Here is a 26,957-nt window from a genome sequence, read left to right on the forward strand (position 1 = left end):
TGACCGACGGCCCGCCGTCGGCAGTACACGTTAGACGAATGCGGACTTCCCGGTCACGGCACGGGCCACGATCATCGAGTTGATCTCGTAGCTGCCCTCGTAGGTGTAGAGGATCTCGGCGTCGCCGAAGAGCTTGGCCATTTCGAAGTCGGTGGTGATGCCGTTGCCGCCCAGCAGTGAGCGCCCCATCGCCACGGAGGAACGGGCCAGCCGGGTGGTGGTGGACTTGGCCATGGCGGCCTGCACCATCTCCAGTTTGCCGTCCTGCTGGATCCGCGCCAGCTGCGCCATCAGGGCCAGGGAGACACTGGCGTTGCCCAGGATCTCGGCCAGCTGCTGCTGGACCAGCTGAAACCGGGCCAGTTCCCGGCCGAACTGGAACCGCTCCAGCGCGTAGGCCCGGGCAATGTCGAACGCCGCAAGCTGGATGCCGGCGCCCTGCCAGCCCACCCAGGCCCGGGAGTCGCGCAGCAGGTCGTTGGCGCGGGAGAAGCTGGTGGCCCCCGGCAGGAGGTTTTCGGCCGGGATGCGCACCTCGTCGAGGACGATGTCCGCGTTCTGCATGATCCGCAGGCCGATCTTGTTGGAAATCTTGGTGGCGGTGTAGCCGGGCCGGTCCGTCTCGACGATGAAGCCCTTGATCTGCTGGTCCGCCTCGTCCCTGGCCCAGACCAGCGCGAAGTCCGCGATCGTGCCGGCGCCGATCCAGCGCTTGGCGCCGCTGATCACCCACTCCGAGCCGTCCCGCCGCGCCGTCGTCGCCAGCCCGCCGGCGATGTCCGAGCCGTGGTCCGGCTCGGTCAGGGCGAACGCGCCCAGCTGGGTGAAGGCGGTCAGCCCGGGCAGCCAGCGGGCCTTCTGTTCCTCGGACCCGAGCTCGTCGATCATCCCCACGATCAGTTCGTTGTGGATGCCCACCAGCGCCGAGAGCGAGACGTCGGCCCGGGCCACTTCCACGTACATCAGGCCCTTGAACAGCTTCGAGGTCCCGTCCGTCTGGATCCCGCCAAGGCCGTGCTTGCCCAGTTCGGAGAGCAGGCCGAAGGGGAACTCCTCCCGGTTCCAGTAGTCGATCGACGCGGCGCGGATCCGGCTCTGCAGGAACTCCCGGATTTCCTCGTAGCGGGCCCGTTCCTCCGGGGGCAGGAGATCCACGATGTACATGAGGTCCGCGTCCGGAAACGGCGGCGTTCCGGTGGCTGATCCGTCGACACTTCGTTGTGGCTGCACGGGCACGTATCCCTTCGTCGGGTGCCGCCGGCGGCGGCGCAGGCTCTTCCAAACCCTTGGATGTCCTAGTATATTGCACAGTGATATTCGTCACTAGGGGGCGCCGGGAATCGCGGCCCTCCCGGTGGCGGTGGATTGCCCGGCCAACGGCGGCCGCCACTGGACCGCCGGGCCGCAACCGGCTGCGAAAGGTGCACCCATGACCGTGACTGACGAATTCCGGGCCGCGAGGGACAGGCTGCTGGCCCTGCGCGGGGACTATGAGGCCGCCCGGGAGGAGTTCGAATGGCCGCGGTTCGAGGAATTCAACTTTGCCCTGGACTGGTTCGACCGGATCGCCGCGGACCCGGAGCGCGGCGCGAGGCCGGCACTGGTGATTGTGGAACAGGACGGCTCCGCCACCCGCCGCAGCTTCGCGGACCTCTCGGCCCGCTCCGCCCAGGTGGCCAACTGGCTCCGGGCGCAGGGCATCCGCCGCGGGGACCGGATGATCATCATGCTGGGCAACCAGGTGGAGCTCTGGGAACTCATGCTCGCCGGGATCAAGCTGGGGATTGTCATGATCCCCACAACCACGCTGATGGGCCCGGCGGACCTGCGCGACCGCGTGGAGCGCGGCGGGGCCGGCTGGGCTGCCGTCGGCAGTGCCAACATCGGCAAGTTCGACGGCGTCCCCGGGGACTACCGACTGATCGAGATCGGCACGGACACCGGAGATGCAGGCACGGAGGGCGGGACTTCCGACGATGTGAACAGAGACGCGCTGCAGTACGCCGACGCCGACGACGCCCCGCTGGAGTTCGCCCCGGACGCGCCCACCAAGGCCGACGAGACGCTGCTGCTCTACTTCACCTCCGGCACCACCTCCAAGGCCAAGCTGGTGGAGCACACCCACACCTCCTACCCGGTGGGCCACCTGTCCACCATGTTCTGGATCGGCATGGAACCGGGCGACGTGCACCTGAACGTCGCCTCCCCGGCTGGGCCAAGCACGCCTGGTCCAACGTCTTCACGCCCTGGATCGCCGAGGCCTGCGTCTTCATCTACAACTACGACCGCTTCGACGCTAAGGCCATGATGGAGCAGATGGACCGCGAAAAGGTCACCAGCTTCTGCGCCCCGCCCACGGTCTGGCGGATGCTGATCCAGGCCGACCTCACCCTGTTGAAGAACCCACCCACCAAGGTGGTCTCCGCCGGCGAACCGCTCAACGCCGAGGTCATCGACCAGGTCAACCGGGCCTGGGGCCAGACCATCCGGGACGGCTTCGGCCAGACCGAGACCACCGTGCAGATCGCGAACACCCCGGGCCAGCCGATCAAGATCGGCGCCATGGGCAAGCCGCTGCCGGGCTACGACGTGGTCCTGGTCGACCCGGCCACCGGAGAGGAGGGCGACGACGGCGAGCTGTGCCTGCGCCTGGATCCCCGGCCGGTGGGCCTGATGAAGGCTTACTACGGCGACCCGGAGAAGACCGCCGAGGCCTTCCGCGACGGGTACTACCACACCGGCGACATGGCCAGCCGGGACGAGCGCGGCATCATCACCTATGTGGGCCGCGGCGATGACGTGTTCAAGTCCTCGGACTACCGGCTCTCCCCGTTTGAACTCGAGAGTGTCCTGATCGAACACCCCGCGGTGGCCGAGGCCGCCGTTGTCCCCTCCCCCGACGCCCTCAAGCTCTCCGTCCCCAAGGCCTTCGTGGTGCTGGCCGCCGGCCACGAGCCGGGCCCGGAACTGGCCGAGGACATCCTGCGCTACTGCCGTGACCACCTTGCCCCGTTCAAGCGGATCCGCCGGCTGGAGTTCGCCGAGCTGCCCAAGACCATCTCCGGCAAGATCCGCCGGGTGGAGCTGCGGCACAGCGAAGAACTCCGGCACGGCAACGGCACTCCGCCGGAGGGACTGGGCACGGAGTACACCGAGGCGGACTTCCCTGGGCTGAAGGGCTAGCCGTGGTGGGCGCCCCGCTGCCGCGCGATCCGATTGCCGATGCCCGGCGGAACTGGGAACGGCACGGCTGGTCCGACGTCGCCGCCCCCATGGCGGCGATCACCGCGATCATGCGCACCCAGCAGATCCTGCTGGCCCGGATCGAGGCGGTGCTCAAGCCGTTCGGGCTGACATTTGCCCGGTACGAGCTGCTGGCCCTGCTCAGCTTCGCCCGCAGCGGGGCCCTGCCCATGAACAAAGCCAGCGCCCTGCTGCAGGTCCACCCCACCTCGGTGACCAACGCCGTGGACCGGCTGCAGGACGCCGGCCTGGTGCTCCGCTCGCCGCACCCCACCGACGGGCGCACCACCCTGATCGAGCTCACCTCGGGCGGGCGGACGCTGGCGAAGCGGGCGACGGCGGCGCTGAACGCGGAGGTGTTCGCGCAGTCCGGCTTCGGCCCCGAGGACGTGGACGAGCTGATCCGGATCCTCGGCGACTTCCGCCGCGGCGCCGGAGACTTCACGGCCTCCTAGGGAGCGGTGGACGGGGAGGGGCGGCAGCACCGCGGACCCCTAGACTGGATTGACGACCGGATTCCGCCCCCGCGACGAGCTGCCCAAGGAGAGCCGCATGGACTACGACGAATCGTTCTGGGACGAACGGTACCGGCAGCACGGCCTCCACGGTTCGGTCTGGAGCGGCCAGCCCAATCCCCAGCTCGTGGCCGAGGTGGCGGAGCTGGAACCGGGCTCCGCGCTCGACGTCGGCGCGGGGAGGGGGCCGACGCCGCCTGGCTGGCCCGGCACGGCTGGCGGGTGACCGCCGTCGATATTTCTTCCGTGGCGCTTTCCCGCGCCGCCGACGCCGTCCGGGACGATCCGGCCACGGCCTCCCGCATCACCTGGCAGCACGCGGACCTGACGGTGGCCCCGCCGCCGGCCGGGACGTTCGATCTGGTCACCGCCCAGTACCTGCACCTGCCGCCGGAGCAGCGCCCGGACGTGTACCAGCGCCTCGCCGCCTCGGTGGCTCCCCGGGGGACCCTGCTGATCGTCGGCCACCACCCCTCGGATCTGGAGACCACCGTGCGCCGGCCCTCCCTGCCGGGGCTGCTGTTCACCGCCGAGCAGATCGCCGCGGAACTGGACGGGGAGGACTGGGAAGTCGTCACCTGCGCGGCACGGGCCCGGGCGGCGTCCGACGCCGAGGGCACGCCGGTGACGGTGCACGATGCGGTGCTGCGCGCCCGCCGGAGGCCCTGAGGCAAGCCCGGCCCGCCGCTTCGTCCATCCGCGCGGCGTCAGCGGGAGAGTGCGCCACCCGGCCCGAGGTCACCGGAGCCTGAGTCACCGGAGCCAAGGTCCCCGGAGCCGCGCCCAAAGGAGCCGCTCCATTGTTCCCAGTCCGCCGGATTCACGGACGGCCTGCCCAGGTGGTAGCCCTGCGCCGCGGCCATCCCCAGCGCGGTGACTGCCCTCAGTTCGGCATCCGTCTCCACCCCTTCGGCCAGCAAGGAGGCGCCGATCTCGGCCGCGAATCCCACCATGGCGGCGCCCAGGGCGCGGTGGGCGGTCTCGGAGTCGATGTCCCGGACGATGGCTCGGTCCAGCTTGATCAGGTCCGGCGTGAGCTTGATGATGTGCCGCATCGAGGCGAAGCCCGAGCCGGCGTCGTCGATCGCCACCCGCAGGCCCGCCGCCCGCAGCGGGGCCAGCGCATTGGAGAGGGCGGCGTAGTCGTTGACCTCCTGGCGCTCGGTAACCTCGATCACCACCCGGGCGGGTGCGATCGGCGTCTGCCACAGAAGCTCGTGCACGGCGGGATCGAGGCAGGCCTCCGGGGAGAGGTTGACCGCCACGTACAGCTCCGCCGGGAGGCGCCGGGCAGCCCGCAACGCCGTACGCAGTGCCAGCAGCTCGAGTTGCACCCCGAGCCCCACGGAGGACGCCTGGACGAACCACGCCTCGGGCGAGGTGCCCTCGGAGGCGGGGAAACGGCTGAGCGCCTCGACGCCGATCACCCGGCCTGAGGCGAGGCAGCGGATGGGCTGGAAGGCGGTGACGAGCCGGTCTGCGGCGAGCTGCTCGGAGACCCGGCGGCGCACTTGTTCCGTCTCGTAGGCGGTAGACGGAAGGTCCTCGACGGCGCGCGCCATACCCTCAAAGCCGGCGAGGTTCCCCGCGTCGTCGAGGACGGCCTCCCCCGTCACCTCCATCAGGACGCCGGTGCCGTTGCGGTGCCGGCAGACCAGCACCAGCCCGGTGAAGGTCCGGTCGTCACCGACGGCCGGCTGGGTCCGCAGCGCCGTCGCAAGTTCGGAGGGGTCCAGGACCAGCCCAATGGGGCTGCCCACGAGCTCCTCCGGGGCGTAGCCGGTGAGCTGTTCGCACATGGGGCTGGAGAAGGTGATGGAGCCGGCGCTGTCCACGGCCCAGAGCCACTCCCGGCTGACCCGGAGCATGGTGCGGACCTGGCGGGAGGAGCGGGTGGCCTGGAGCCGCTCGACGCGGCGGTCGCGGGTGATGCGCAGGGCCGAGTAGACCACGATCGGGACGAAGGAGAGCATCACCGCGTCGAGCACCCACTGCCAGCGCTCCGTGTCCCCCGGCGGCTCGATGCCCAGCAGGGAGGGGATGCGGACCACCAGGGCGAGGACCAGGTCGGTGGCCACGATGAGGCCCAGCCACGCACCGGGCGGCAGCCCCATCCGGGTCTGCGGCCGTGATCGGTGGCGTGCCTGATCCGGCTGCCTGACCTTAGCTATGTCGTCCCCCTCCAACCCAAAGGTGCGGCAATCTTGTCATATGTAGGCAAGATTGCCGGAACGGCGCGGCCCGGTTTGGAAAACGTTCACCAACGCGGTCCGGCCTGACCCCGTCGATTGCGACGGGCCGTCAGGCCGGATAGAGGGCGGTGCGGGCGCTTAGGCCAGGATGTCCTCAAGTTCGGCGGCGCTGATACCGGCGGCGAGGCCGAGACCGGACCGGTCGGCGCCGGCCTGGTCGGCGGCGCGGACGGCGGTGGCGAGGGCCGCCTGAGCGGCGTCCATCTCCCACTGCAGGCTCTCCAGCCGGCCGGAGGCGGCGCGGACGGCGGCCAGCGGGTCGACGACGGGGGCGACGTCCTGGCGGAAGCCACAGGGGCAGACCCATTCACCCAGGCCGGTGTGGAACTGCGCCCACGGCAGCGAGGCGTCGGGTCCCGGAGACATGATCATCTCGGCGCCGCAGTGCGACGGCGCCGCGGAGGCGGCGGTCCGCTCCTTGGCCTTCGGGGTGTCGTGACCGGCGAAAGCCTCGTCCACGTTCACAGTAAAGTCAGCCACCGGAGCCTGGGCGGCCTTCGGGGCCACTGCCGTTCCGCTTGCCGCTGCGCCGCGGCCGGAGTCCGGTTCTTCGGAGGTCTTGCGTTCGATTACAGCAGTCATTCGATCCATCGCCTCTAGATAGCTAGCTAATTACCTAGCTAGACTATCTAGTTTTCTAGCTTTGTCCAGCAGAGACGAGATCGGGATGTTCGGCATCCACCGTATCAACTGCGTCGCGCATCCGCTGCAGGAAGACAGTGACGGCATCAGCCTGTTGGGGCGTGAGCGACTCGGCCACCTCGATCATGCGCTGATGCATCTGACTGAGCGTATGCCGCACCTCTTCGTCGGCTCCGGGAGTGGGCCGGAGGATAATGGCGCGGCGGTCAACAGGATGCGGTTCGCGGGTGACGTACCCGCCGCTGACCATACGGTCCACCAGTGCCGTCATGGACGCCGATGTCATGCCCAGGCGTGCGGCGAGCTCCTTGGGGCGGGTGCCATGCCCGGCCTTCTCGGCGTCGAGCAGGTACCGCAGGGCCAACAGGTCCGTCTCCCCCATCGCCATGGAGGAGCGGGTCCGGCGGCGCATGGCCGTCTCCGAGGCCCGGTATTCCCTGAGGGCATTCAGGACACGCACGGCGGTGGCGCGTCGGCTTTCGCTGGTCGGGTACCAGTAACCATCTCCGGCACCAAGACGTTTCATCGGAATTCCTTCGATCGCCTAGTTGTAAGACTGTCTAAAGAATACAGACTAGCCGAGATCTGCCGCCCGTTCCAGACCGCCGCCCCGGCCGCCCGGAAACGGCAAAGCCGCCCCGCTGTGACAGCGGGGCGGCTTCGGGCGTTACGCGGAGCGTCAGCGGTGGGTGAAGTCCGGCTGCCGCTTCTCGCTGAAGGCCGCCATGCCCTCTTTCTGGTCCGCCGTGGCGAACAGGGAGTGGAAGATGCGGCGTTCGAACAGGACACCCTGGGCCAGGCCGGTCTCGAAGGCCGCGTTAACCGCCTCCTTGGCCACCATGGCCACCGGCTTGGACTTCGACGCGATGACCTCGGCGGCCTTCAGGGCCTCCGCCACGACGTCGTCGGCCGGGACCACCCTGGAGACCAGCCCGGAGCGCTCGGCCTCGGCGGCGTCCATCATGCGGCCGGTGAGGACCATGTCCATCGCCTTGGCCTTGCCCACGGCACGGGTGAGCCGCTGCGAACCGCCCATGCCCGGGATCACGCCCAGGTTGATTTCGGGCTGGCCGAACTTGGCATTGTCCCCGGCGATGATGAAGTCGCACATCATGGCCAGCTCGCAGCCGCCGCCGAGCGCGAAGCCGGAGACGGCGGCGATCAGCGGGATCCGCAGCCGGGTCATGTCCTCCCAGCCGCGGAACCAGTCCGAGGCGTACATCTCCATGTAGCCCTTGGACTGCATCTCCTTGATGTCCGCGCCGGCGGCGAAGGCCTTGGCGGAGCCGGTGAGCACGACGGCGCCCACCTCCGGGTCGGTATCCATGGCCGTGACGGCCGAGACCACTTCGTCCAGGGTGGCCTTGTTCAGGGCGTTGAGCGCCTGCGGCCGGTTGAGCGTCACGAGGCCCACGCGGCCGCGGCGCTCCACCAGAATGTTTGCGTAGTCGGTCATGCCTATCCCCTCGGCTGGTCTGATTTGTCCCGGATGTCGGTGATGATGCCGGAGAAGTCCCGCCCGGCACCGCCCTCCGCGGCAAAAGTATCGTAGATTTCGGAGGCCATCGGACCCAGCCGCGCGGCCACGCCGGTGCTCTCGAGGGCGTTCAGGGCCAGCTTCAGATCCTTGGCCATCAGCGCGCCGGCGAATCCAGGCTGGTAGTCCCGGTTGGCGGGGCTGGTGGGCACCGGGCCGGGCACCGGGCAGTTAGTGGTGAGCGCCCAGCACTGTCCGGAGGCCGCGGAGGCCACGTCAAACAGGGCCTGGTGGGTCAGCCCGAGCTTCTCGCCGAGGACGAAGGCCTCGCTGACGGCGATCATGGAGATGCCCAGGATCATGTTGTTGCAGATCTTGGTGGCCTGGCCGGCGCCGTGCGCGCCGCAGTGAACCACCCGCTTGCCCATCACCTCGAGCATCGGCCGCACGGCCTCGAAGTCCTCCGCCTCGGCGCCGACCATGAAGGTCAGCGTCCCGGCTTCGGCGCCCACGACGCCGCCGGAGACGGGCGCGTCGACGGCCCGGTGCCCGGCTTCGACCGCCAGGGCGGAGGCCTCGCGTGCCTCGTCCACGTTGATGGTGGAGCAGTCCAGGAACATGGTTCCCGGCGCTGCGCCGGCCAGCAGGCCCTCCTGGCTCTGCTGTCCCGGGCCGCCGGGGGTTCCGCGGTAGGCGTCCAGCAGGTGCTTGCCGCTGGGCAGCATGGTCAGCACAACGGCGGCCCCGGCGACGGCTTCCGCCGCGGTGTCCGCCGTGGCGATGCCGTGCGCCCGCGCCGCTTCGAGGGCGGCCGGGACGACGTCGTACCCGGTCACCGTGTACCCGGCCTTGACCAGGTTCACCGCCATGGGGCCGCCCATGTGCCCGAGGCCCAGGAAAGCGATCGGGCCCATCTGCGGCCCGGGCTGTGCTGCTGTCGGCGGGACCTCGGCGGTCGGTGTTTCAGACATTGTCGCGCTCCTTCGTCAGTTGCAGTTCGCGGTCGCCCAGCGGGGCGAAGTAGGCCTCGACGTCGGCGTCGCGCACCTCGTCCAGGCTGGCCGGCTGCCAGTGCGGGGTCCGGTCCTTGTCGATGACCTGCGCGCGGATGCCCTCGCGGAAGTCCGGGCCGTCCAGGAAGCGCAGGCCCACCCGGTATTCCTGTTCCAGCGCCCCGGCCAGGTCCAGGCCGCCGGCGCGGCGCAGTGACGCGAGGGCCACCTTGACCGCGGTCGGTGACTTGGCCTCGATGGTGCCGGCGACGTCCGCCGCCTCCCCGCCGACGGTGCGCAGCCGGCGCACGATCTCGCTGGCGTCGCCCCCGGCGTAGCAGGCATCGATCCATTCCTGCTGCGCGGCCAGCACCGAGGACGGCGCGGGTTCGGCGACGTGGGCGACGGCGTCCTCCACGGGCTCGGTCTCCAGCGCGGCGGCCAGGTCGTCCAGCCGGTCCGACGGCACGAACGTGTCCGCGAGGCCCAGGAAGATCGCGTCCGCACCGCTCAGGTGCGCCCCGGTCAGGGCCGCGTGCGTCCCGGTCTCCCCCGGTGAGCGGGAGAGCAGGAAGGTCCCGCCCACATCGGGCACGAACCCGATGGTGGTCTCCGGCATGCCGGTGCGGGTCCGTTCGGTGACGATCCGGACCGAGCCGTGGGCGGAGATACCGACGCCGCCGCCCAGAACCAGCCCGTCCATGAAGGCGATGTAGGGCTTGGGGTACTCGGAGATCAGGAGGTTCAGCCGGTACTCGACCGCCCAGAATTCCGCCGTGGCGCGGCCGGCGTCGGCCATGTCCCGGTAGATGGCCACGATGTCGCCGCCGGCGCAGAGCCCGCGGTCACCGGCGCCCCGCACCAGGACGGCGGCGACGTCGTCGTCCGTCGCCCAGTCGGTGAGCGTCTCCAGCATGGCCGCGGCCATCCCGGCGGTGAGTGCGTTGACGGCCTTGGGCCGGTTCAGGGTGACGACGCCAAGCCGGCCGCGGCGCTCGAACAGGACCTCTGCGGCCGGTTCCTTGGTTGCCCCGGCGGCCGCCTGCTCCGCCATCAGCTGCCTTCCGGCATCACGAAGCTGGCGCCTTGGCGGATGCCGGAGGGCCAGCGCGTGGTGACGGTCTTGGTCTTGGTGTAGAAGCGGAACGCGTCGGCACCGTGCTGGTTGAGGTCACCGAAACCGGAGGCCTTCCAGCCGCCGAAGGTGTAGTAGGCGATCGGGACCGGGATGGGGACGTTGATGCCCACCATGCCCACCTGGACGCGGCTGGCGAAGTCGCGGGCGGCGTCGCCGTCGCGGGTGAAGATGGCCACGCCGTTGCCGAACTCGTGCTCGCTGCACAGGCGGAGCGCCTCGTCGTAGCTCTCGGCGCGGAGCACGCTGAGGACCGGGCCGAAAATCTCTTCCTTGTAGATCGACATGTCCTTGGTGACGTTGTCGAACAGGGTGGGGCCCACCCAGAAGCCGCCCTCGTAGCCCTCCACCGCGAGGCCGCGGCCGTCCGCCAGCAGGGTGGCGCCGGATTCGACGCCGGCGGCGATGTAGCCCTCGATCCGTTCCTTGGCGGAGGCGGCAACGACGGGTCCGAAGTCGGAGTCCTTGGCCAGGCTGTGGCCGACCTTCAGGTCGGCGATCCGCTCCTGCAGCTTGGCCACCAGCGCATCCCCGGTTTCCTTGCCGACGGGCACGGCGACGGAGATGGCCATGCAGCGCTCACCGGCGGAACCGAAGCCGGCGCCGATCAGCGCGTCCGCGGCCATGTCCAGGTCCGCGTCCGGCATGATCACCATGTGGTTCTTCGCGCCGCCGAAGCACTGGGCGCGCTTGCCATGCGCGGCGGCGGTGGCGTAGATGTACTGCGCGATCGGGGTGGAGCCGACGAAGCCGATTGCCTGCACGCGCGGGTCCTCGAGCAGCGCGTCCACCGCTTCCTTGTCGCCGTTGACGACGTTGAACACGCCGTCCGGCAGCCCGGCCTCGGTGAAGAGCTCGGCCAGCCGCAGCGGCACGGAGGGGTCCCGCTCGGAGGGCTTGAGGACGAAGGAGTTGCCGGCGGCCAGGGCGGGGCCGGACTTCCAGAGCGGGATCATGGCAGGGAAGTTGAACGGGGTGATTCCGGCGACGACGCCGAGCGGCTGGCGGAGCGAGTGGACGTCGATGCCGGTGCCGGCACTGTCGGAGAACTCGCCCTTGAGCAGGTGCGGGGCACCGGCGGAGAACTCCACCACCTCGATGCCGCGCTGGATGTCGCCCTTGGCGTCCAGGAAGGTCTTGCCGTGTTCGGAGGAGAGCAGGGTGGCGAGTTCGTCCATGTTCTCGTTGACCAGGTCCACGAACTTGAGCAGGATCCGGGCCCGGCGCTGGGGGTTCATGGCCGCCCACTCGAGCTGGCCCTTCTCGGCGTTGGCCACGACGTTGCGGACCTCCTCCGCGCTGGCCAGCGGCAGCCGGGCCTGCACCTCGCCGGTGCAGGGATCGTAAACGTCGCTGAAACGACCGGACGTGCCGTCGACGTGCTGGCCGCCGACGTAATGGGAAAGCTCACGAACCATGAGGGAATGCTCCTTTGCATGTGACCTAGATCATCTCGAACCCGAATATACTCGGACTTCCTAGTAATCTCCAGAGCCTCCGCGGGCCGCGCTGCGGCGTCGCCCAGGGCCCCGCGCCGCCCCCGCCGTCGGCCGCATTGGGTAAGTTAGGGTCTGTGAAGATTGCTACCTGGAATGTGAACTCCCTCCGTGCCCGCGCCGACCGTGTGGAGGCCTGGCTGCAGCGCAGCGACTGCGACGTGCTGGCCATCCAGGAAACCAAGTGCAAGGACGAGAATTTCCCCTGGGAGCTGTTCGAACGGATGGGCTACGAGGTGGCCCACTTCGGCCTCAGCCAGTGGAACGGCGTGGCCATCGCATCCCGCGTGGGCCTGGACGACGTCGAACGCACCTTCATGGACCAGCCCGCCTTCGGCAAGGGCGGCAAGGACGAGACCCAGGAGGCCCGCGCGATCGGCGCCACCTGCGGTGGCGTGCGGGTCTGGAGCCTCTACGTTCCCAACGGCCGCGCCCTCGACGATGAACACATGCCCTACAAGCTCAGCTGGCTGGACACGCTCCGGTCCCACGCCGAGGGCTGGGTCCAGGCCGACCCGGCCGCGCAGATCGCCCTGATGGGTGACTGGAACATCGCCCCGCGCGACGAGGACGTCTGGGACATCGACTACTTCCGCTCCGCCGGCCTCACGCACGTCAGCGAGCCCGAGCGCGCCGCGTTCCGCGCCTTCGAGGACGCCGGGTACACCGACGTCGTCCGCCCGCACACCCCGGGCCCGGGCGTCTACACCTACTGGGACTACACCCAGCTGCGGTTCCCGAAGAAGGAAGGCATGCGGATCGACTTCGTCCTGGCCTCTCCCGCGCTGGCCGCCCGCGTCACCGGCGCGGCGATCGACCGCGAGGAACGCAAGGGCAAGGGCGCCTCGGACCATGCGCCCGTGCTCGTGGACCTGGCCGACTGATGACCGGGCGCCGGGGAACCGCGGGACAGCGATGACGGGCAACCTCTACCGCGGCCAAGCCGGGTTGCCTTTCTCCTCGGCGCTGCGCGTCTATGAGCCTCTGGAGGCCTTCCCCGCCGCGCAGCGCGAGGCCCTGCAGGCGGCCGGCGGGCGGGGCGAGACCCGCGCGGCGGTGGAAAACGCCGAACTGCAGGCTTCCCTGGGCCGGATCACCCGGGCCGACGGGGATCCCTTCCCCACCGGGCAGACGGACCTGGTGCGGGTGCTGGCGGTCACCGTCTCCGGTGCCGCGCCCCGCGGGGCGGGGAGCCTCGACGGCGGTTCCGCGGCAGCCTCCGCCGCCTCGGCTCCGCACTCCGCAACGGCGCCGGCACGTTTGCTGTACTGCCCCAGCCAGCTGGTGCTGCGGGCCGGTCTCGCCGCGAATGCCCTGATGGAGGGCATCCACGGCCCGCTGGCCCAGCTGCTGATCCCGGAGGACGTCCGCGACCGGCACCAGGAACGGATCGACCAGGTCAAGGCCCGCGAGGGCTCGGTGCGCGTGCACACCCGGGCCTCCACCTGGGGTATCCCGTTCAGCTGGTTCTGCCTGTTCCAGGAGTCCGATCCCACCGACGTGGTCGAAGTCGACGGGCGGATCGTCACCGTGCGCATCAGGGCGTCCCTGGCCGCGGCCACGGACCGGGCCCGGACCGCCGTCGCGCACCTGGCGCTGGCCGCCCCTGAACTGGACTTGCTCGAAGACCTGACCCAGCTGACCGAATGGCTGGAGCTGTTCCACCCGGACTCGGTGGTGGAGCTGGATTACGGCGCCGTGGCGGACAAGGTCTACCCCGACGAATCGCCGCTGGATGTGCGGCTGGGCATCGAGTGCCTGGCCGAGGGGGACATGACCGGCGCCGCCGCGGCCTACCGGCGGCTGGCCTCCCGCTGGATCCCGATCCGGCAGCTGGCCCGCGCCTCCTAACGGCGGCGGGTCGGGCTTGGCTGCGCCGGCGCCCTATTCCTGGGCGCGCGGCGGCGCCGTCGAACTCCGGACGATCAGCGTGTGCGGCGCCACGGTGGAGCGCACCGCGCCGGCGACGCCGTCGAGCTCGTCCAGCAGCATCCGGGTGGCGAGCTCGGCCTGGTCGTCCGGGTGCTGCGCGACGGTGGTGAGGCCAACGCTGGCGGAGAATTCGTGGTCGTCAATGCCCACCACGGACAGGTCCTCGGGGATCCGCACGCCGGCCTGGTTCGCGGCGAAGATCAGGCCCATGGCCATCTCGTCGCTGGCGCAGAAGACGGCGGTGGGCTTGGTGCCGGGCCGGTTCCACAGCCGCTGGAAGGCTTCCTGGCCGCTGTGGACGGTGAAGTCACCCCACTCGTCCCATTCCGGCCGGACCGGCAGGCCGGCCCCGGCCATGACGTCGTGGAAGGCCCGGATGCGGACCCGGGGCACATCGAAGTTGAGGTCGGTCTCGTCGTCGCCGTGCAGCAGCGCGATGTCGCGGTGACCGATGTCGATCAGGTGCCGCACCGCAGTGGAGGCTGCGGCGTAGTCGTCGATCCCGATGTAGGGGCAGCCCTCCACGTGGCCGCCCACCACCACCAGCGGGATATCGATCTTCTGCAAGTGGTCCAGTTCGTCCTCGCTGAGCGCCATGCAAAGGACCAGCAGCGCGTCGATCTGCTTGTAGACCATGGTCTTGCTGAAGAGCCGCTCGCGCCGGCTGCCGTGCCCGCCGAGATTGAACAGCGAGAGGTTGTATTGCCGGCCGTGCAGTTCACGGTCCGCGCCCTCGATGGCCTTGGAGAAGAACCAGCGGCTGACGAAGGGGGCGAGGACGCCGATGGTGCGGGTGCGGCCGGTGGCCAGGCCCGACGCCGAGGAGGACGCCACGTAGCCGAGGGACTCGGCGATATCCAGGATCTTCTCCCGGGTGGCGGGCGAGACGCGGGGCAGGCCGCGGACGGCGCGGGAGACGGTGGCGGTGGAGACGCCGGCCGCGGCCGCGACGTCCTCAATGCTGACGCCGGTATGGCCGCCGCGCTGCGCCCTGTCTGTTGTCCGTCCCACCATTTCCCCTTCGGCCGGCCGCGTGGGCGGCCGGCGGGGCAGCCCCCATGGCTGCCCGTTCAATTCTTGACCCGGCGCGTTGCCGGGCAGGCTCCTGGCCCGGACCCCGGACGTGTCCGGTGTCGGGCAGGCCAAGGGCGGGTCAGCGGCGGCGGGAGCCGGTGCGCTCCGGAAGCCGCCGGCGCAGCCGGATCATTCCGTAGAGCGCCAGCAGCGTCACCAGCAGACCCAGTGCCCAGCCGAGGGCCGGCTGGGCGGTCACCTCCATCCAGACGGTGACCGCCAGCAGGACCACGGCCCAGAAACCAAGGAACCCGATGATGATGTCGAAATCCTCGCCGGAGCGGACGCGGCGGTTGGCGCCGCGCACCTGACCCTGGTTTACGGGCGCTGCCATCAGGACCCCGTCCCCGGGGTCACTTGACCGCGCCGGCGGTGAGGCCGGCGACGATCTTGCGCTGGAACACCAGCACCAGGATCACGAGCGGAATCGTGACGATGGTGCCGGCGGCCATGATGGCCGTGTACGGGATCTGGTTCGGCTGGGCCCCGGCGAAGCTCGCGATCGCGACGGTGACCGGCTGGGTCGCGTCGGACGAGAGCTGGCTGGCGATCAGGAATTCATTCCAGGAGGAGATGAACGCCAGGATGGCCGTGGTGAAGATGGCCGGCGCCGCGAGCGGCATGATCACTTTCCGGAACGCCTGTCCCTGCGTACAGCCGTCCACCCGGGCCGATTCCTCGAGCTCCCACGGCATTTCGCGGAAGAACGAAGTCATGGTGTAAACGGTCAGCGGCAGCACGAACGAGATGTTCGGGATGATCAGCGCCTGGTAGGTACCCATCCAGCCGATATTGGTGAAGAGCTGGAACAGCGGGGTAATGAGGGCCACGCCCGGGAACATCGAGGCTCCCAGGATGAAGCCCAGGACCAGGAACTTGAACCGGAAGTTCAGCCGGGCCAGGGCGTAGGCCGCGAACACGCCGATCAGCAGCGCATCGACGCCGATGAACACACTGTTCAGCAGCGCCTGGCCGAAGTGGTTGCCGAACGAGGTGTCGAACGCGGTGTTGAAGTTATCCAGCGTCACGTGCGAGGGCAGGATCGAGGTGTCATAGGTGAAGCCGACCTCGCGGAAGGCCGTCACCACCATCCAGTAGGCCGGAGCCAGGCACCAGATGAGGATCACCAGGGCGCTGATGTACGTCCGGCCCTGCGCCCACTTCTCCCGGTTCTGGGCGGCCTGCCGCCCACGGTCCTGCTGCGCGCGCAGCTCGGTCGCGGCGGCGGTCATTTCTTCCCCTCGTGGCGCCGGTCTGCTGCTCAACCACGTTGGCTCCGAGGAACCGGACGAAGATGAACGCGACCAGGAAAATGATGATGAACGTGATCGTTGACAGCGCTGCCGCCACGTTGAAGCCCTGCCTGATCTGGTTGATCACCAGGATGGACAGCGTGGTGGTGTTGTTCGCGCCGCCGGTGAGGATGTACGGCAGGTCGAACATGCGCAGCGCGTCGAGGGTACGGAACAGGATTGCCACCATCAGTGCCGGACGGACCAGCGGGAGGGTAATCATCCGGAACCGCTGCCACGCCGTGGCACCGTCCACCTTTGCCGCCTCGTACACCTCGGCCGGGATCATCTGCAGGCCTGCCAGGATCAGCAGGGCCATGAACGGCGTCGTCTTCCAGACGTCGGCGATGATGACCGCCCACTTGGCCGGCCACTCGCTGCCGGTCCAGAGGATGGTGGTGTTGAACAGCTTGTTGGCAATGCCCTCAAACGCGAAGATGAACAGCCAGAGCTTGGCGGTCACGGCCGTCGGGATGGCCCACGGGACCAGGACGGCGGCGCGGACCAGGCTGCGGCCCTTGAAGGTGCGGGCCATAATCATGGCCATCCAGAAACCGAGCACGGTCTCCAGGGCCACCGTCACCACCGTGAAGAAGAAGGTGGTGGCGGTCGCGGACCAGAACTGCGAGCCCAGGGTGCCGGGCGGGCAGGCCACGGTTCCGCCGTTGGGCGAGGAGCACTGCTGCGCGATCCAGTTGACGTAGTTGCTGAAACCGGCCGGCCCGCCCTCGGTGAAGAGGCCGGTGGCCGGGTCCAGGCCGGCGTCGGCCTGGAACGACATCACAATGGCGCTGATGATCGGGTAAACGATCACCACGGAAAGCGCCAGGATGGTGGGGGCGAGCAGCCACGAAGCCCACTTGCCCTGGCTCGCGATGACGTTGTCCTCCCCCACGCCCTTCTTCGGGGCCCGCTGCGGGGCGGCCCCGCCCGACGCCGGTTTCTTAACCGGCGTCGGGCCTAGTTCGGTTGCCATGGTGTGACTACTTAGTCTGGGTTTCGATGGACTTCTGCATGTCGGACAGTGCTGCGTCAACAGCCTTCTCGCCCTTGATGGCCGAGTATGCGTTGTCCTGGATGGCCTTGCTGACGGCCGGGTAGAACGGGGTCACGGGGCGCGGGACGGCGTTCTCGATGGAGGTCTTCAGCACCGGCAGGTACGGCAGCTTGGCGACCAGGTCCTTGTCGTCGTAGAGCTTGGTCAGGACCGGGGCCAGCGAACCCTGGGTGGCGAAGAACTTCTGGGTCTCTTCGGTGGTGAGGAACTTCATGAAGTCCAGCGCGGTGGCCTTGTTCTTGGAGTAGACGCTCATGCCGGCGCTGTGGCCGCCGAGGGAGGAGGCGCCGGGGCCGGACTTGCCCGGAAGGGCGGTCATGCCCAGGACGTCCTTGACCTTGGAGGAACCTTCGGTCACGGCCAGGTTGTAGACGTAGGGCCAGTTGCGCAGGAAGAGAAGCTTGCCGTCCTGGAACGCCTGGCGGGATTCCTCTTCCTTGTAGGTGATGGCTTCCTTCGGGATGTTGCCGTCGGCGTAGGCCTTGGCGAGGTTGCCGAGGCCGGCCTTGGCCTCATCCGTGTTCAGGCTGGGCTTGCCGTCCTTGTCCAGGACGGAGCCGCCGGCGGAGTTGATCGCCTCGGAGGCGTTCACCGTCAGGCCCTCGTACTTGGAGAACTGGCCGGCGTAGCAGCCCATGTTGTTGGACTTGGCGATCGAGCACATGCTCATCATCTCGTCCCAGGTCTTCGGCGGGGTGGGGACCAGGTCCTTGCGGTAGTACAGGATGCCGCCGTCGGAGGATTCGGGGGCCGCGTAGAGGGTGCCCTTGTAGGAAGCGGCGTCGAGGGTCGGCTTCAGCATGCCGGAGGTGTCCAGCGCCATCTTGTCCTTGAGCGGTTGCAGCCAGCCCTTGGCGGCGAATTCCGCGGTCCAGACGACGTCGACGCTGACCACGTCGTAGTTGGCGTTCTTGGCCTGGAAGTTCTGGACCAGGTCATCGTGCTGCTGGTCGGCCTGGTCGGTCTGCTCCTTGAACGTGACCTTCTCGTTCGGGTGCGCCGCGTTCCACTTCTCGATCAGCGGCCGGACGACGTTGCTGTTGTCCTTGCCCTGGACGTACGTGATGGGACCTCGGCCGTCCATGTTGGCTGCCGCGTCACCGCCGCCCGAGTTGCCGCCTCCGCCACCGCTGGAGCTGCCGCCGCCACCGCAGGCGGACAGGGAGAGGGCCAGCACACCGGCCGCGGCCACGGGAAGTAGATACTTACGGGTTTTCATACAGGTGCTCCTCGCTGAGTACCGGCGGAACCGGTGATGCATTCATGTGGTACCGATCACAGTAATCAGGCTTACCAACAAAATGCAAGCGTTTACATCGCGGGTTGCGGAAGAGTTTCACAAACGCGACATGAAGCCGGCGTCAGCGCACCCGTTCGGCGCGCCCGAACCTGGAGCGGGCGCCGGAGCCGATGTGGATGAGCACCGGAGTCCGCCGTCCGATGACCGCGTCCAACGCCTCCACCAGCGCCGAAACCTCTGCAGCGAGCAGGTGCGGGGCGACCCCCTGGCGGGGCTGGACCCGGATCCGGAGACCGGGCCGGCCCCGGAAGTCGTAGGTCGCCACCGTGGCTCCGGCCAGGTCCGGGCGGCCGGCAAGGGCGGCACGGAGCGCCTGCTCGGCGACGCCGCCGCCGATCCTGACGTAGCCGGGGACCTCGCCGGCGTCGTCCTCGGCCACGAGGATGTTGGAGCGGCCCTTGCCCTGCTGCGCCAGCCAGGCCACCATCGCCACGATGACGGCGATGAGCAGGAGGACCATCACGATCCAGAGCCAACTCTCGGACTGGCCGGGGATCCGGGTGCTTTCGGACAGCGTCCGGATGCGGTCCCAGGCCTCGGACGACCAGCCCTGCCACCAGGCCGCGACGGCGGGAACGGCTGCCAGCAGGACCAGCAGCAGCCCCACGGCCAGCAACAGAAGGCCGAAGATGCCGACCAGGATCCGGTTCAGGACGCGCGGGGTGCCGTTCATGCGCCGATCACCCCCGAGGAGGCCACGTTGACCCGGACGGCGGGCATCGGTTCGGGCGCCATGTCGCGCAGTTCGGCCTCGACCGCGGCCTGCAGGTCACCGGTACTCAGCGGGACGCCGGAGGTAGGCCGGACATTGACCTGGACCTCGCGGCGGGAGACCACCACCATGACCTGTTCCTGGGTCACATTGGCAGCCAGCCGGGCGCGTCGGGCCAGGGCCGAGGCGATCACCTCGTCGTCCACGACGACGGCGGCGCGCGGGTCAGCGAGGACGTGCCGGGCACGGCGGCCCGGCAGGACGGCGGCCAGGACGAAGCCCACTCCCGCGGCCAGCAGGATGGCCCCCACGGTGCCCAGCAGAACCGGCGGGACCCCGGCCGGCAGGGCGGTGACCTGGTCCGCCGCAGTCTGCGGGTCGATCAGCCAGGGCGGCTGGCCGACGGCGCGCACCGCCGTTTCCAGCAGCGCGTAGCCGCAGACGGCGATCACCAGGATGGCCGCCACCACGGCGGCACCGGCGCGGGACGAGGTGGTCTCGCGGGCCAGGATCCGCTGCCTGCAGGGCTCGCCGGAGGTTTCGGGGTCGGCATAGGCTCCGGGGTTCCCGGGCAGGTTGGGCCCTGGACCGGACGGGACCTCGTTCGGCTGCGCTGTGTGTGTCACCGGACCCGCCCTCCGTCGGTGATGGTGGCGCCGCTGATGCGGATGTCGACGCGGCTGAGCTGCGCGCCGCTGAGTTCCGTGACGCGGCGCAGGATCTGCGCCTTGGCCGCTACGGCACGGTCCTGGATGGGTCCGCCGAAGGACGCCACCCGGGACGGGTCCCGCAGCACGGACGTCAGCGACGGGATGGCGATGGGGGTGACGAGCGAGAGGGCCAGCAGGCCGTCGTCGTCGGTCCAGTCCGCGCGCACGTCCTGCGCCGGGACGCCCAGCGCCTCGGCGGCCGCGGCGCGCGCCACCGACGTCAGCGCCTGGGTGTTGATCCGGTTGTGTCCGGCCAGCTGCCGCCCGGTGGCCACGCTCATGAGGAGGAGCGCCGGCCGGTGATGGCGTCGAGGACGCCGCGCAGGTCCAGTTTCCCTTCCGCCGCGCGGCCCAGCAGCCCGCCGATGGCCATGAAGAGCAGGGAGCCGAGGAAGCCCCACGCGCCGAACGCAAAGGACATGAAGGCCAGGAACGCTCCGGCCGCAATGCCGGCGATGGTGGGGCTCATTGCAGGACCTCCCGGGTGGGACGGGCGTCTGCGGCCGCGGGCTTGGGCGGGCCGGGGACGAACACGTCGTGGATTTCGACATTGACCTCGATGACCTGCAGGCCGACGAGCTCTTCCACGGCCGCGTACACCGCGGCGCGGATCTGGTCTGCCAGCGGGTGCAGGGGCGTGCCGTAGAGGGCCACCAGGTCGATGTCCACAGCCACCTGGGTCTCGCCCACCTCGGCGCGGACGCCCGCGGCGTGGTCCACACTGCCGACCGCGTCGCGGATGGCACCGAGGGCACGGGACGGGCCGCTGCCCAGCGAGTAGACGCCGGGCACGGAGCGGGCGGCGATCCCGGCAACCTTGGCGACGGCGGTCTCGGAAATAACGGTGCGGCCGGAGGCAGCGGACGCCGCGGCCGGAACCAGCGCGCCGTCGGCAGCGGCCGGGTGGGAATCCTGGTAGTCCATGGGGCACTCCCTTCTCTTTTCCACCACCCTAGCCCGTGGGGCCGACGATGGGGATGAGGCGGGAGGAACCGGCCGCCGGGCTACTTGCAGTTGGCGGCGATCCAGCCGGTGACCGGGGCCATGGCGGCCTGGAACTTGCCGCTGCTGTACACCGTCTGGTCACTCAGGCCGGCCACGGCCACCTGGTTAAGCTTGCTGAAGGCGGCCTTGAGGCTGTCCGGCACACGCTCCGCGGTCCGGCTCAACTCCGCCTTGTACTGCTCCAGCTCGGCGGTCTTGCCCTGCGCCGCGGACATCGGCAGCAGCGAGGCACCGGCGGCCTGCTCGGAGATGGTCTTGCAGGCCTCGGCGGCCGACGGGAAGTCGCCCCACGGGCCGGAGGAGGCGGTGGCGCTGGGCGTTGCGGTGGCAGAAGCCGTGGCCGGCGCGGGAGCGGACGACGCCGGTGCGGCCGCTTCGGGGGCCGTGCAGCCAGCCAACGCCACGGCAGAGACGGCGGCGGCGAGGGTCAGCGGGCGCGCAACGGCGGGCAGGATGTTCTTCACAGTTACTCTTCTGGTCGAGATTGCGCCACGGGGTCCGCGGGACCGGCCGTGGCCTTGGCGTTCTTCCCCAGCGTGCGAGTCTAGCCCGGGGTCCCGGCGTGTCCCCAAAACGGTCGGAGGGCGACCGCCCGGCCCCGGCGGCTGCCTTGTTGCCCGGGGTGGACGGGAACAGGACCTCCCAGTACCTTGGGAGCAGAACTGTCGTGGTGGCCCCTGACCCCACGGGAGATCCACTGAAGCAGGCCGGTGGGATGAATGACCGAAGAGAACGGCCCAACCATGCCCACGTCTCACGTCACAGCGTTCCTCCTGGAAGCAACTGTCCCCGACAACACCGAACCGCCGCTTGGCCCCGACTGCCTCTACGGGCTCTACACCAGCTGGTGCTTACTCCACGGCATCACCCCGCTGGAGGAACTCCAACTCCGCGATGTACTTCAGCACCAGGGCATAGACCCCCTCAACCTTCGCCGACGCATCACCGGTCCGGCTGCCGCCGACTACATCCTCTCCAGCTACCCCGTCACGTAGGAGTGACCGCCGCTATTGCGAGTTGCGGCCCGCTAAGGAGCCTTGAAGATTTGCAGTGATGCCAAGTGGGCCGCCGCCCGGCCCTCTGCAGCCGCGCGGACGAGTCCCTCCGCCACAGCATGGAGTTTTTGGTTGGAGTCTTGGCTCGCCGCGGAGAGTGTCCCGAAGGCCGCCGGGCCGTCTCCACCTCTTAGGGCCATGACGATCCCCTTCGCTTGCTCGATGAGCTCCCGGTGCGCATGGCTTCCGACGATGGCTTTCTCCGCGGCTTCCTTCGACTCGATCCGGAGACTCTGCGTCACGTCCACCATGAATCCGCGGACAGAGTCCACCTTCCCCGTCGCGTCGGCCACGGCCTGAACCGCTGAGAAAACCCGTCGCTCACGGCCCCGGATGTCCCTGATTCTGTGCATCAAGGCCGCCTGGCCGCCGTCGCGCACCAGGTCTGCCCAAATACCTAGGATGTGGTCACGGTCGGAGGGGTGCTTGTGGGCCATGAACAGTTCCAAGGTGGGAACAACATCACCGGGGTGCAGCCCATGAATCCCGAACAACCCGTCGGACCACTGCATCGTGCCCGACGAAAGCTCATATTCAAAGGTTCCCGAGGGACAAGAAGTTCCCGGTGGCAAAGGGAACAAATACGTCTCAAGTTTTGACCACATCAGAGGCCTCCTGATCAAAGCGGCCCTTCCGGGGCAAGGGCTGGCGTCCCGAGGGTGACGCCCGCCTACTATTCGCAATCCCACAGAGTACCGAAGGGTCCGGATATTGCCTCATTGTGCGCCTCATTACCGGTATCCCGCGCCTGAGGGTAAAAGAAAAACCCCCAGGCGTTGCCTGGGGGTTTTAGCTGGTGGCTCCGACCGGCGTCGATCCGGTGACCTTTCGATTTTCAGTCGAACGCTCTACCAACTGAGCTACAGAGCCTAGGTGACATGTCACCATGACCGCCGGAATTTCTTCTGGCAACCAAAGCGACCCTGACGGGACTTGAACCCGCGACCTCCGCCGTGACAGGGCGGCGCGCTAACCAACTGCGCTACAGGGCCTTGCGTGTACTGCTAATTACTGCTTTTTGTTGCTCGTGCCGTATCGCTACCGCACTTTTTCAAGGACTCTAGCTTACCAGACTTTTTCACCCGGTTTGACCAGCTCCCTGCGTACCCCCAACGGGATTCGAACCCGTGCCGCCGCCGTGAAAGGGCGGTGTCCTAGGCCGCTAGACGATGGGGGCCAAGACGCCGTCCGGCAAACCATTAATGCCGGGACAAAAGCCACACGCCGAAGCCGTGATTCCTGCGCCCGCCGGGTTCCTCCGAACTGGACCTCTAAAACTATAGGGCCAAGTTCCGGAAACTCCAAAATCGGTTGCCCGATCAGGGAATAAGCTCTGGACAGGGCCCGCCGGGGTGTGTGGATGATGGTCGGATGGACGCCGTCGCAGCCCTCAACGAGATCGCTTTCTGGCTGGAGCGCGAGCTCGCCGGGACATACAAGGTGCAGGCCTTCCGGAAGGCGGCGGCCGCCGTCGCCGGCCTCTCCCCTGAGGAGCTGGCGGCCCGGCGCGCGGACGGGCGGCTGAAACGGATGAAGGGCATCGGCGACCGGACGTTCGAGGTGATCGCCCAGACGGTGGACGGCCGGGTGCCCGACTACCTCACGGACTTGCGGGAACGCGGCGCGGCTCCGCTGGCCGAGGGCGGCCAGGAGTTGGCGGCCCGGCTACGCGGTGACCTGCACAGCCACAGCAACTGGTCCGACGGCGGATCCCCGATCGAGGCCATGCTGGACGCAGCCCGCACCCTGGGCCGGGAGTACCTCGGGCTCACGGACCATTCGCCGAACCTCAAGGTGGCCAACGGCCTGAGCCCGGAGCGGCTGGGCGAGCAGCTGGACCTGTTGCCCGGGATCGAGGCGGACCAGGACGACGACGGCCGGGTGCGGACCCGCCTGCTGGCCGGCATCGAGGTGGACATCCTGGAGGACGGGACCCTGGACCAGAGCCCGGAGCTGCTGGGCCGGCTGGACATGGTGGTGGCCAGCGTCCACTCGAAACTCCGCGCGGACACCCGGACCATGACCGCCCGCATGCTCGGCGGCATCCGGGACCCGCACACCCGGATCCTGGGCCACTGCACGGGCCGGCTGCTCTCCGGATCCCGGGGGACGCGGCCGCCGTCGGACTTCGATGCGAAGGCGGTCTTCGCCGCCTGCGCCGAGCACGACGTGGCCGTGGAGATCAACTCCCGCCCCGAACGCCAGGACCCGCCGGATGAGCTGGTCCAGCTGGCCCTCGAGGCCGGCTGCCTGTTCAGCATCGACAGCGACGCGCACGCCCCGGGCCAGCTGGACTTCCTGCAGTACGGGGCGGAACGGGCGGAGCGCAACGGGGTCCCCGCGGACCGGATCATCACCACCTGGCCGGTGGAGCGGTTGCTGGAGTGGGCCGGGCGGGGCCGGTAGCGCATCGCCGTTCGGCACCTCAGGCCAGGAGGGCCACAGCCAGGGCCACCATGACGACGGCGACACCCGCGTCCAGCACCCGCCAGGCCCCGCGGCGCCGGAAGAGCGGCGCGAGGTACCGGGCGCCGACGCCCAGTGCGGTGAACCAGAGGATGCTGCCCAGGCCGGCGCCGGCACCGAACCACCACCGGCCGGGGTCGCCCTGGGCCGCGGCGAGCGAGCCGAGCAACAGCACGGTGTCCAGGTAGACGTGCGGGTTGAGCCAGGTGAAGGCCAGGCAGGCGCCCAGAATCGCCACCCGCCGCCGGGGCTGGGCGCCGTCGGAAATCTCCATCCGCTCGCCACGGAACGCCCGCCGCGCCGCCATCGCCCCGTAGGCCAGGAGGAACGCGGCCCCGGCCCACCGGATCACGGTGATGGCGGCGGGTGCCCGGTCCAGCAGGACCCCGATCCCGGCGACGCCGGCCAGGATGAGCACCAGGTCCGAGGCGGCGCACACAGCCACCACCAGGCCCACATGCGAGCGCTGGATGCCCTGGCGGAGGACGAAGACGTTCTGCGCGCCGATGGCGACAATGAGGGAGAGCCCGGCGGACAGGCCGGTGAGCAGCGGGAGGATCACCCTGCCACCGTAGGCGCCGCGGAACCCTGAAACCAGTTAATGATTCTGCGGCAACATAAGCTGGGCTAATGATCGACATCACGCCGGAGCAGGCCCGCACGCTGGCGGCCATCGCGGCCGAGGGGAGTTTCGAGGCGGCCGCGGACGAGCTCTCCGTCACGGCCTCCGCCGTGAGCCAGCGGATCCGCGCGCTGGAGACCGCCGTCGGACGTCCCGTGCTGACCCGGGCGCGGCCGCCGGCGCTGACCGACGCCGGCCACGTGGTGGTGCGCTACGCCCGGCGGCTGGAACTGCTCACCGCCGACCTGGCCGAGGAACTCCAGCCGGCAGGCCCCCATACCGCCCCGCGGCTGACGCTGGTGATCAACAGCGATTCCCTGCACACCTGGGCGATGCCCGGCGTGGCGGCGGCCGGCACCGCGGCCCGGCTGGAGATCCTGCGCGAGGACCAGGAGCATTCACTGGACCTGCTCCGGTCCGGGGCGGCCGCCGCGGCCGTGACCGCCACAGTTGAACCGGTGCCCGGCTGCACCTCCCGGCGGCTCGGGACCATGCGGTACCTGGCAGTCTGCACCCCGGACTTTTCCCGCCGATGGTTCCCGCACGGAGTCTCCGCGGATGCCCTGGGCCAGGCACCGATGTTGGCCTTCGACCGCAAGGACGACCTCCAGGACCGGTGGCTGGCCTCGATGCAGTCCGCCGGTTCCCGGCCGCCGAGGCATTACATCCCCGCCGCGCAGGAGTTCGCCGACGCCATCCGGCAGGGCCTGGGCTGGGGCCTCATGCCGGACTTGGAGCTGGACGGGGACCTCCGGTCCGGCCGGCTCGCCCAACTCTCCCCCGGGACCCCGGTGGACGTGACCCTTTACTGGCAGCAGTGGCGGCAGGGTTCCACCGCCCTGACCGGGGTCGCCGACGCCATCCGGGCCGCCGCCCGCGTGCTGCACTGAGCGGCTCCCACCCGGGCCTGGCAGGAACTCGACGAGACGTGGCCGATTTCCGCCAGCCGGGCCGCTCCGGCGGGAGCTAGATTGGCACTATGGCAACAACGGCCGGCAACGGCACTGGACTCCCCCAGCACAGCAACCTGACGGCACCCGCGGGTCCCGCCCTCCCCGAGCCCCCGCGCACGCAGGGCGTACCGCCCGCCGTCAGCGGCCGCGGCATCGCCGCTGTCGTCGTCACCGTGCTGCTGTGGGCGTCGGCCTTCGTGGGAATCCGCGCCGTCGGCCCCAGCTTCTCCCCCGGCAGCCTCACCCTGGGCCGGCTGGCCGTGGCCGTCGTCGCGCTGGGCGTGGTGGTGGTGCCGCAACTGCGCCGGACCGGCATCATCCCTCGGGGCCGTGAGTGGTGGCCCATCCTGGCCTACGGGGTGATGTGGTTCGGCGGCTACAACGTGGCCCTCAACGCCGCCGAGCACCTGTTGGATGCCGGGACGGCCGCGCTGCTGATCAACGTCAACCCCATCCTGGTGGCGGTGATGGCGGGGATCATCCTCAAGGAAGGCTTCCCGCGCTGGCTGATCATCGGCAGCCTGGTGGCTTTCGGCGGCGTCGCGGTCATCGCACTCGGTTCCGGGCAGCAGTCGAAGGGGGACGTGGCCGGGGTACTGCTCTGCCTGCTGGCCGCCGCCCTCGCCGCCGTCAGCGTCATCATCCAGAAGCCCGTGCTGCGCAAGGTCCCCGCCGCCCAGGCCACCTGGTTCGGCATCCTCGTGGGTGCCCTGTGCTGCCTGCCCTTCGCCGGCCAGCTCGTCACGGAGGTCCAGGCCGCCCCGCTGCCGGCCACCCTGGGCCTGGTCTATCTCGGCGTGTTCCCCACCGCCATCGCGTTCACCACCTGGGCCTATGCGCTGTCCCTGATCGACGCCGGCCGCCTGGCCGCCACCACCTATCTGGTGCCGGGCACCACCATCCTGATCTCCTGGCTGCTGCTGGGCGAGATCCCCACCGTGTGGGGCCTGGTGGGCGGCGTGATCTGCCTGGCCGGCGTCGCGCTCACCCGCCGCCGGTCGCGCCCGCGCCCGGCGTAGGGTTTTCC

29 protein-coding genes, 3 tRNA genes and 2 pseudogenes are annotated in these 26,957 nt (G+C 69.5%); 10 read left to right on the plus strand and 24 right to left on the minus strand.

The features are described 5' to 3' along the window. Nucleotides 1-30: 30 nt before the first annotated feature. A complete protein-coding gene (locus ACRQ5B_RS04500) occupies nucleotides 31-1,164 on the minus strand; it encodes an acyl-CoA dehydrogenase family protein (protein ID WP_412884979.1) in 1,134 nt (377 codons plus the stop codon). A gap of 265 nt (nucleotides 1,165-1,429) precedes the next feature. Here ACRQ5B_RS04500 and ACRQ5B_RS04505 point away from each other — a divergent pair. The 4 genes and pseudogenes from ACRQ5B_RS04505 to ACRQ5B_RS04520 all read left to right on the plus strand — a co-directional run bounded on the left by ACRQ5B_RS04505 (nucleotide 1,430) and on the right by ACRQ5B_RS04520 (nucleotide 4,427). Further along, a pseudogene (locus tag ACRQ5B_RS04505) lies at nucleotides 1,430-3,183 on the plus strand (AMP-binding protein). 5 nt (nucleotides 3,184-3,188) lie between these two features. Continuing rightward, nucleotides 3,189-3,698: a MarR family winged helix-turn-helix transcriptional regulator gene (locus tag ACRQ5B_RS04510; RefSeq protein WP_412884978.1), complete on the plus strand. Its 510-nt coding sequence runs from the start codon at nucleotides 3,189-3,191 to the stop codon at nucleotides 3,696-3,698. Nucleotides 3,699-3,747: 49 nt separating this feature from the next. After that, nucleotides 3,748-3,984 (plus strand): hypothetical protein, encoded by a 237-nt coding sequence (locus ACRQ5B_RS04515; protein ID WP_432397366.1) that lies wholly within the window; start codon nucleotides 3,748-3,750, stop codon nucleotides 3,982-3,984. After that, nucleotides 3,981-4,427 carry a class I SAM-dependent methyltransferase gene (locus ACRQ5B_RS04520; protein ID WP_432397368.1) on the plus strand — a complete coding sequence of 149 codons (447 nt, stop codon included), beginning with the start codon at nucleotides 3,981-3,983 and terminating at the stop codon, nucleotides 4,425-4,427. Before ACRQ5B_RS04515 ends, ACRQ5B_RS04520 begins: the two co-directional genes overlap by 4 nt. A 38-nt stretch (nucleotides 4,428-4,465) precedes the next feature. On the opposite strand, the gene ACRQ5B_RS04525 is transcribed toward ACRQ5B_RS04520, so the two are convergent. The 7 genes from ACRQ5B_RS04525 to ACRQ5B_RS04555 form a co-directional block, all read right to left on the minus strand. Next, the gene (locus ACRQ5B_RS04525) at nucleotides 4,466-5,872 is read right to left on the minus strand and encodes a sensor domain-containing phosphodiesterase (RefSeq protein ID WP_412884671.1); all 1,407 of its coding nucleotides are present in this window, start codon (nucleotides 5,870-5,872) and stop codon (nucleotides 4,466-4,468) included. Between the two features lie 216 nt (nucleotides 5,873-6,088). Then, nucleotides 6,089-6,592 (minus strand): hypothetical protein, encoded by a 504-nt coding sequence (locus tag ACRQ5B_RS04530; RefSeq protein ID WP_412884670.1) that lies wholly within the window; start codon nucleotides 6,590-6,592, stop codon nucleotides 6,089-6,091. Between the two features lie 55 nt (nucleotides 6,593-6,647). Then, nucleotides 6,648-7,178 carry a MarR family winged helix-turn-helix transcriptional regulator gene (locus ACRQ5B_RS04535; protein WP_432397373.1) on the minus strand — a complete coding sequence of 177 codons (531 nt, stop codon included), beginning with the start codon at nucleotides 7,176-7,178 and terminating at the stop codon, nucleotides 6,648-6,650. A gap of 153 nt (nucleotides 7,179-7,331) precedes the next feature. Further along, on the minus strand, nucleotides 7,332-8,108 hold the full coding sequence (locus tag ACRQ5B_RS04540; protein ID WP_412884668.1) for an enoyl-CoA hydratase: 777 nt from the start codon (nucleotides 8,106-8,108) through the stop codon (nucleotides 7,332-7,334). A gap of 2 nt (nucleotides 8,109-8,110) precedes the next feature. After that, nucleotides 8,111-9,100 carry a 3-hydroxyisobutyrate dehydrogenase gene (gene mmsB / locus ACRQ5B_RS04545; RefSeq protein ID WP_432397377.1) on the minus strand — a complete coding sequence of 330 codons (990 nt, stop codon included), beginning with the start codon at nucleotides 9,098-9,100 and terminating at the stop codon, nucleotides 8,111-8,113. Further along, nucleotides 9,093-10,175 carry an enoyl-CoA hydratase/isomerase family protein gene (locus ACRQ5B_RS04550; RefSeq protein ID WP_432397380.1) on the minus strand — a complete coding sequence of 361 codons (1,083 nt, stop codon included), beginning with the start codon at nucleotides 10,173-10,175 and terminating at the stop codon, nucleotides 9,093-9,095. Before ACRQ5B_RS04550 ends, mmsB begins: the two co-directional genes overlap by 8 nt. After that, nucleotides 10,175-11,674 (minus strand): CoA-acylating methylmalonate-semialdehyde dehydrogenase, encoded by a 1,500-nt coding sequence (locus tag ACRQ5B_RS04555; RefSeq protein WP_290256837.1) that lies wholly within the window; start codon nucleotides 11,672-11,674, stop codon nucleotides 10,175-10,177. Before ACRQ5B_RS04555 ends, ACRQ5B_RS04550 begins: the two co-directional genes overlap by 1 nt. Before the next feature lie 155 nt (nucleotides 11,675-11,829). Between ACRQ5B_RS04555 and ACRQ5B_RS04560 the strand changes: the two genes are divergently transcribed. Continuing rightward, nucleotides 11,830-12,636: an exodeoxyribonuclease III gene (locus tag ACRQ5B_RS04560; RefSeq protein WP_412884665.1), complete on the plus strand. Its 807-nt coding sequence runs from the start codon at nucleotides 11,830-11,832 to the stop codon at nucleotides 12,634-12,636. A 31-nt stretch (nucleotides 12,637-12,667) separates the two neighbouring features. After that, nucleotides 12,668-13,603 (plus strand): hypothetical protein, encoded by a 936-nt coding sequence (locus tag ACRQ5B_RS04565; RefSeq protein ID WP_412884664.1) that lies wholly within the window; start codon nucleotides 12,668-12,670, stop codon nucleotides 13,601-13,603. 33 nt (nucleotides 13,604-13,636) lie between these two features. On the opposite strand, the gene ACRQ5B_RS04570 is transcribed toward ACRQ5B_RS04565, so the two are convergent. The 11 genes and pseudogenes from ACRQ5B_RS04570 to ACRQ5B_RS04620 all read right to left on the minus strand — a co-directional run bounded on the left by ACRQ5B_RS04570 (nucleotide 13,637) and on the right by ACRQ5B_RS04620 (nucleotide 21,298). Beyond that, nucleotides 13,637-14,695, minus strand: coding sequence for a LacI family DNA-binding transcriptional regulator (locus tag ACRQ5B_RS04570; protein ID WP_412884663.1), 1,059 nt, complete (start codon nucleotides 14,693-14,695; stop codon nucleotides 13,637-13,639). Nucleotides 14,696-14,837: 142 nt separating this feature from the next. Then, complete coding sequence (locus ACRQ5B_RS04575; RefSeq protein WP_432397384.1) at nucleotides 14,838-15,092, minus strand: hypothetical protein; 255 nt, start codon at nucleotides 15,090-15,092, stop codon at nucleotides 14,838-14,840. A gap of 19 nt (nucleotides 15,093-15,111) precedes the next feature. Continuing rightward, nucleotides 15,112-15,990 (minus strand): carbohydrate ABC transporter permease, encoded by an 879-nt coding sequence (locus ACRQ5B_RS04580; RefSeq protein WP_432397387.1) that lies wholly within the window; start codon nucleotides 15,988-15,990, stop codon nucleotides 15,112-15,114. Between the two features lies 1 nt (nucleotide 15,991). Then, nucleotides 15,992-17,026: pseudogene (locus ACRQ5B_RS04585) on the minus strand (carbohydrate ABC transporter permease); the annotation flags it as partial. Between the two features lie 7 nt (nucleotides 17,027-17,033). After that, nucleotides 17,034-18,326 carry an ABC transporter substrate-binding protein gene (locus tag ACRQ5B_RS04590; protein WP_412884659.1) on the minus strand — a complete coding sequence of 431 codons (1,293 nt, stop codon included), beginning with the start codon at nucleotides 18,324-18,326 and terminating at the stop codon, nucleotides 17,034-17,036. A gap of 142 nt (nucleotides 18,327-18,468) precedes the next feature. After that, nucleotides 18,469-19,080 (minus strand): hypothetical protein, encoded by a 612-nt coding sequence (locus tag ACRQ5B_RS04595; protein WP_432397390.1) that lies wholly within the window; start codon nucleotides 19,078-19,080, stop codon nucleotides 18,469-18,471. Next, nucleotides 19,077-19,694, minus strand: coding sequence for a hypothetical protein (locus tag ACRQ5B_RS04600; protein WP_432398698.1), 618 nt, complete (start codon nucleotides 19,692-19,694; stop codon nucleotides 19,077-19,079). The genes ACRQ5B_RS04595 and ACRQ5B_RS04600 overlap by 4 nt, the downstream gene beginning before the upstream one ends. A gap of 47 nt (nucleotides 19,695-19,741) precedes the next feature. Beyond that, nucleotides 19,742-20,110: a hypothetical protein gene (locus ACRQ5B_RS04605; protein WP_377972588.1), complete on the minus strand. Its 369-nt coding sequence runs from the start codon at nucleotides 20,108-20,110 to the stop codon at nucleotides 19,742-19,744. Beyond that, on the minus strand, nucleotides 20,107-20,298 hold the full coding sequence (locus ACRQ5B_RS04610; RefSeq protein ID WP_290256848.1) for a hypothetical protein: 192 nt from the start codon (nucleotides 20,296-20,298) through the stop codon (nucleotides 20,107-20,109). The genes ACRQ5B_RS04605 and ACRQ5B_RS04610 overlap by 4 nt, the downstream gene beginning before the upstream one ends. Further along, nucleotides 20,295-20,753 carry an Asp23/Gls24 family envelope stress response protein gene (locus tag ACRQ5B_RS04615; protein ID WP_290256849.1) on the minus strand — a complete coding sequence of 153 codons (459 nt, stop codon included), beginning with the start codon at nucleotides 20,751-20,753 and terminating at the stop codon, nucleotides 20,295-20,297. Before ACRQ5B_RS04615 ends, ACRQ5B_RS04610 begins: the two co-directional genes overlap by 4 nt. 80 nt (nucleotides 20,754-20,833) lie before the next feature. Further along, complete coding sequence (locus ACRQ5B_RS04620; protein WP_432397394.1) at nucleotides 20,834-21,298, minus strand: hypothetical protein; 465 nt, start codon at nucleotides 21,296-21,298, stop codon at nucleotides 20,834-20,836. Nucleotides 21,299-21,577: 279 nt separating this feature from the next. Here ACRQ5B_RS04620 and ACRQ5B_RS04625 point away from each other — a divergent pair, with 279 nt between their 5' ends. Next, nucleotides 21,578-21,829, plus strand: a complete 252-nt coding sequence (locus ACRQ5B_RS04625) for a hypothetical protein (protein ID WP_412884655.1) — start codon at nucleotides 21,578-21,580, stop codon at nucleotides 21,827-21,829. Nucleotides 21,830-21,861: 32 nt separating this feature from the next. Here ACRQ5B_RS04625 and ACRQ5B_RS04630 read toward each other — a convergent pair whose 3' ends face one another. From ACRQ5B_RS04630 to ACRQ5B_RS04645, 4 genes are all read right to left on the minus strand, one after another. Then, nucleotides 21,862-22,494, minus strand: coding sequence for a PAS and ANTAR domain-containing protein (locus ACRQ5B_RS04630; RefSeq protein ID WP_432397397.1), 633 nt, complete (start codon nucleotides 22,492-22,494; stop codon nucleotides 21,862-21,864). 189 nt (nucleotides 22,495-22,683) lie between these two features. Beyond that, a tRNA-Phe gene (locus ACRQ5B_RS04635) sits at nucleotides 22,684-22,759 on the minus strand. 48 nt (nucleotides 22,760-22,807) lie between these two features. Then, a tRNA-Asp gene (locus tag ACRQ5B_RS04640) sits at nucleotides 22,808-22,881 on the minus strand. A gap of 112 nt (nucleotides 22,882-22,993) precedes the next feature. Further along, nucleotides 22,994-23,066: transfer RNA gene (locus tag ACRQ5B_RS04645), tRNA-Glu, on the minus strand. Between the two features lie 194 nt (nucleotides 23,067-23,260). Between ACRQ5B_RS04645 and ACRQ5B_RS04650 the strand changes: the two genes are divergently transcribed. After that, a complete protein-coding gene (locus tag ACRQ5B_RS04650) occupies nucleotides 23,261-24,295 on the plus strand; it encodes a PHP domain-containing protein (RefSeq protein ID WP_432397400.1) in 1,035 nt (344 codons plus the stop codon). 19 nt (nucleotides 24,296-24,314) lie between these two features. Here the strand turns inward: ACRQ5B_RS04650 and ACRQ5B_RS04655 are convergent, their stop codons facing one another. After that, nucleotides 24,315-24,917, minus strand: a complete 603-nt coding sequence (locus tag ACRQ5B_RS04655) for a LysE/ArgO family amino acid transporter (RefSeq protein ID WP_412884652.1) — start codon at nucleotides 24,915-24,917, stop codon at nucleotides 24,315-24,317. 68 nt (nucleotides 24,918-24,985) lie between these two features. Between ACRQ5B_RS04655 and ACRQ5B_RS04660 the strand changes: the two genes are divergently transcribed. Both ACRQ5B_RS04660 and ACRQ5B_RS04665 read left to right on the plus strand, forming a co-directional pair. Further along, nucleotides 24,986-25,867 (plus strand): LysR family transcriptional regulator ArgP, encoded by an 882-nt coding sequence (locus ACRQ5B_RS04660; protein ID WP_432397403.1) that lies wholly within the window; start codon nucleotides 24,986-24,988, stop codon nucleotides 25,865-25,867. Nucleotides 25,868-25,956: 89 nt separating this feature from the next. Next, nucleotides 25,957-26,949, plus strand: a complete 993-nt coding sequence (locus ACRQ5B_RS04665; RefSeq protein ID WP_432397406.1) for a DMT family transporter — start codon at nucleotides 25,957-25,959, stop codon at nucleotides 26,947-26,949. Nucleotides 26,950-26,957 lie beyond the last annotated feature (8 nt).

The organism is Pseudarthrobacter sp. L19, assembly GCF_050859435.1.
Lineage (GTDB): Bacteria > Actinomycetota > Actinomycetes > Actinomycetales > Micrococcaceae > Arthrobacter.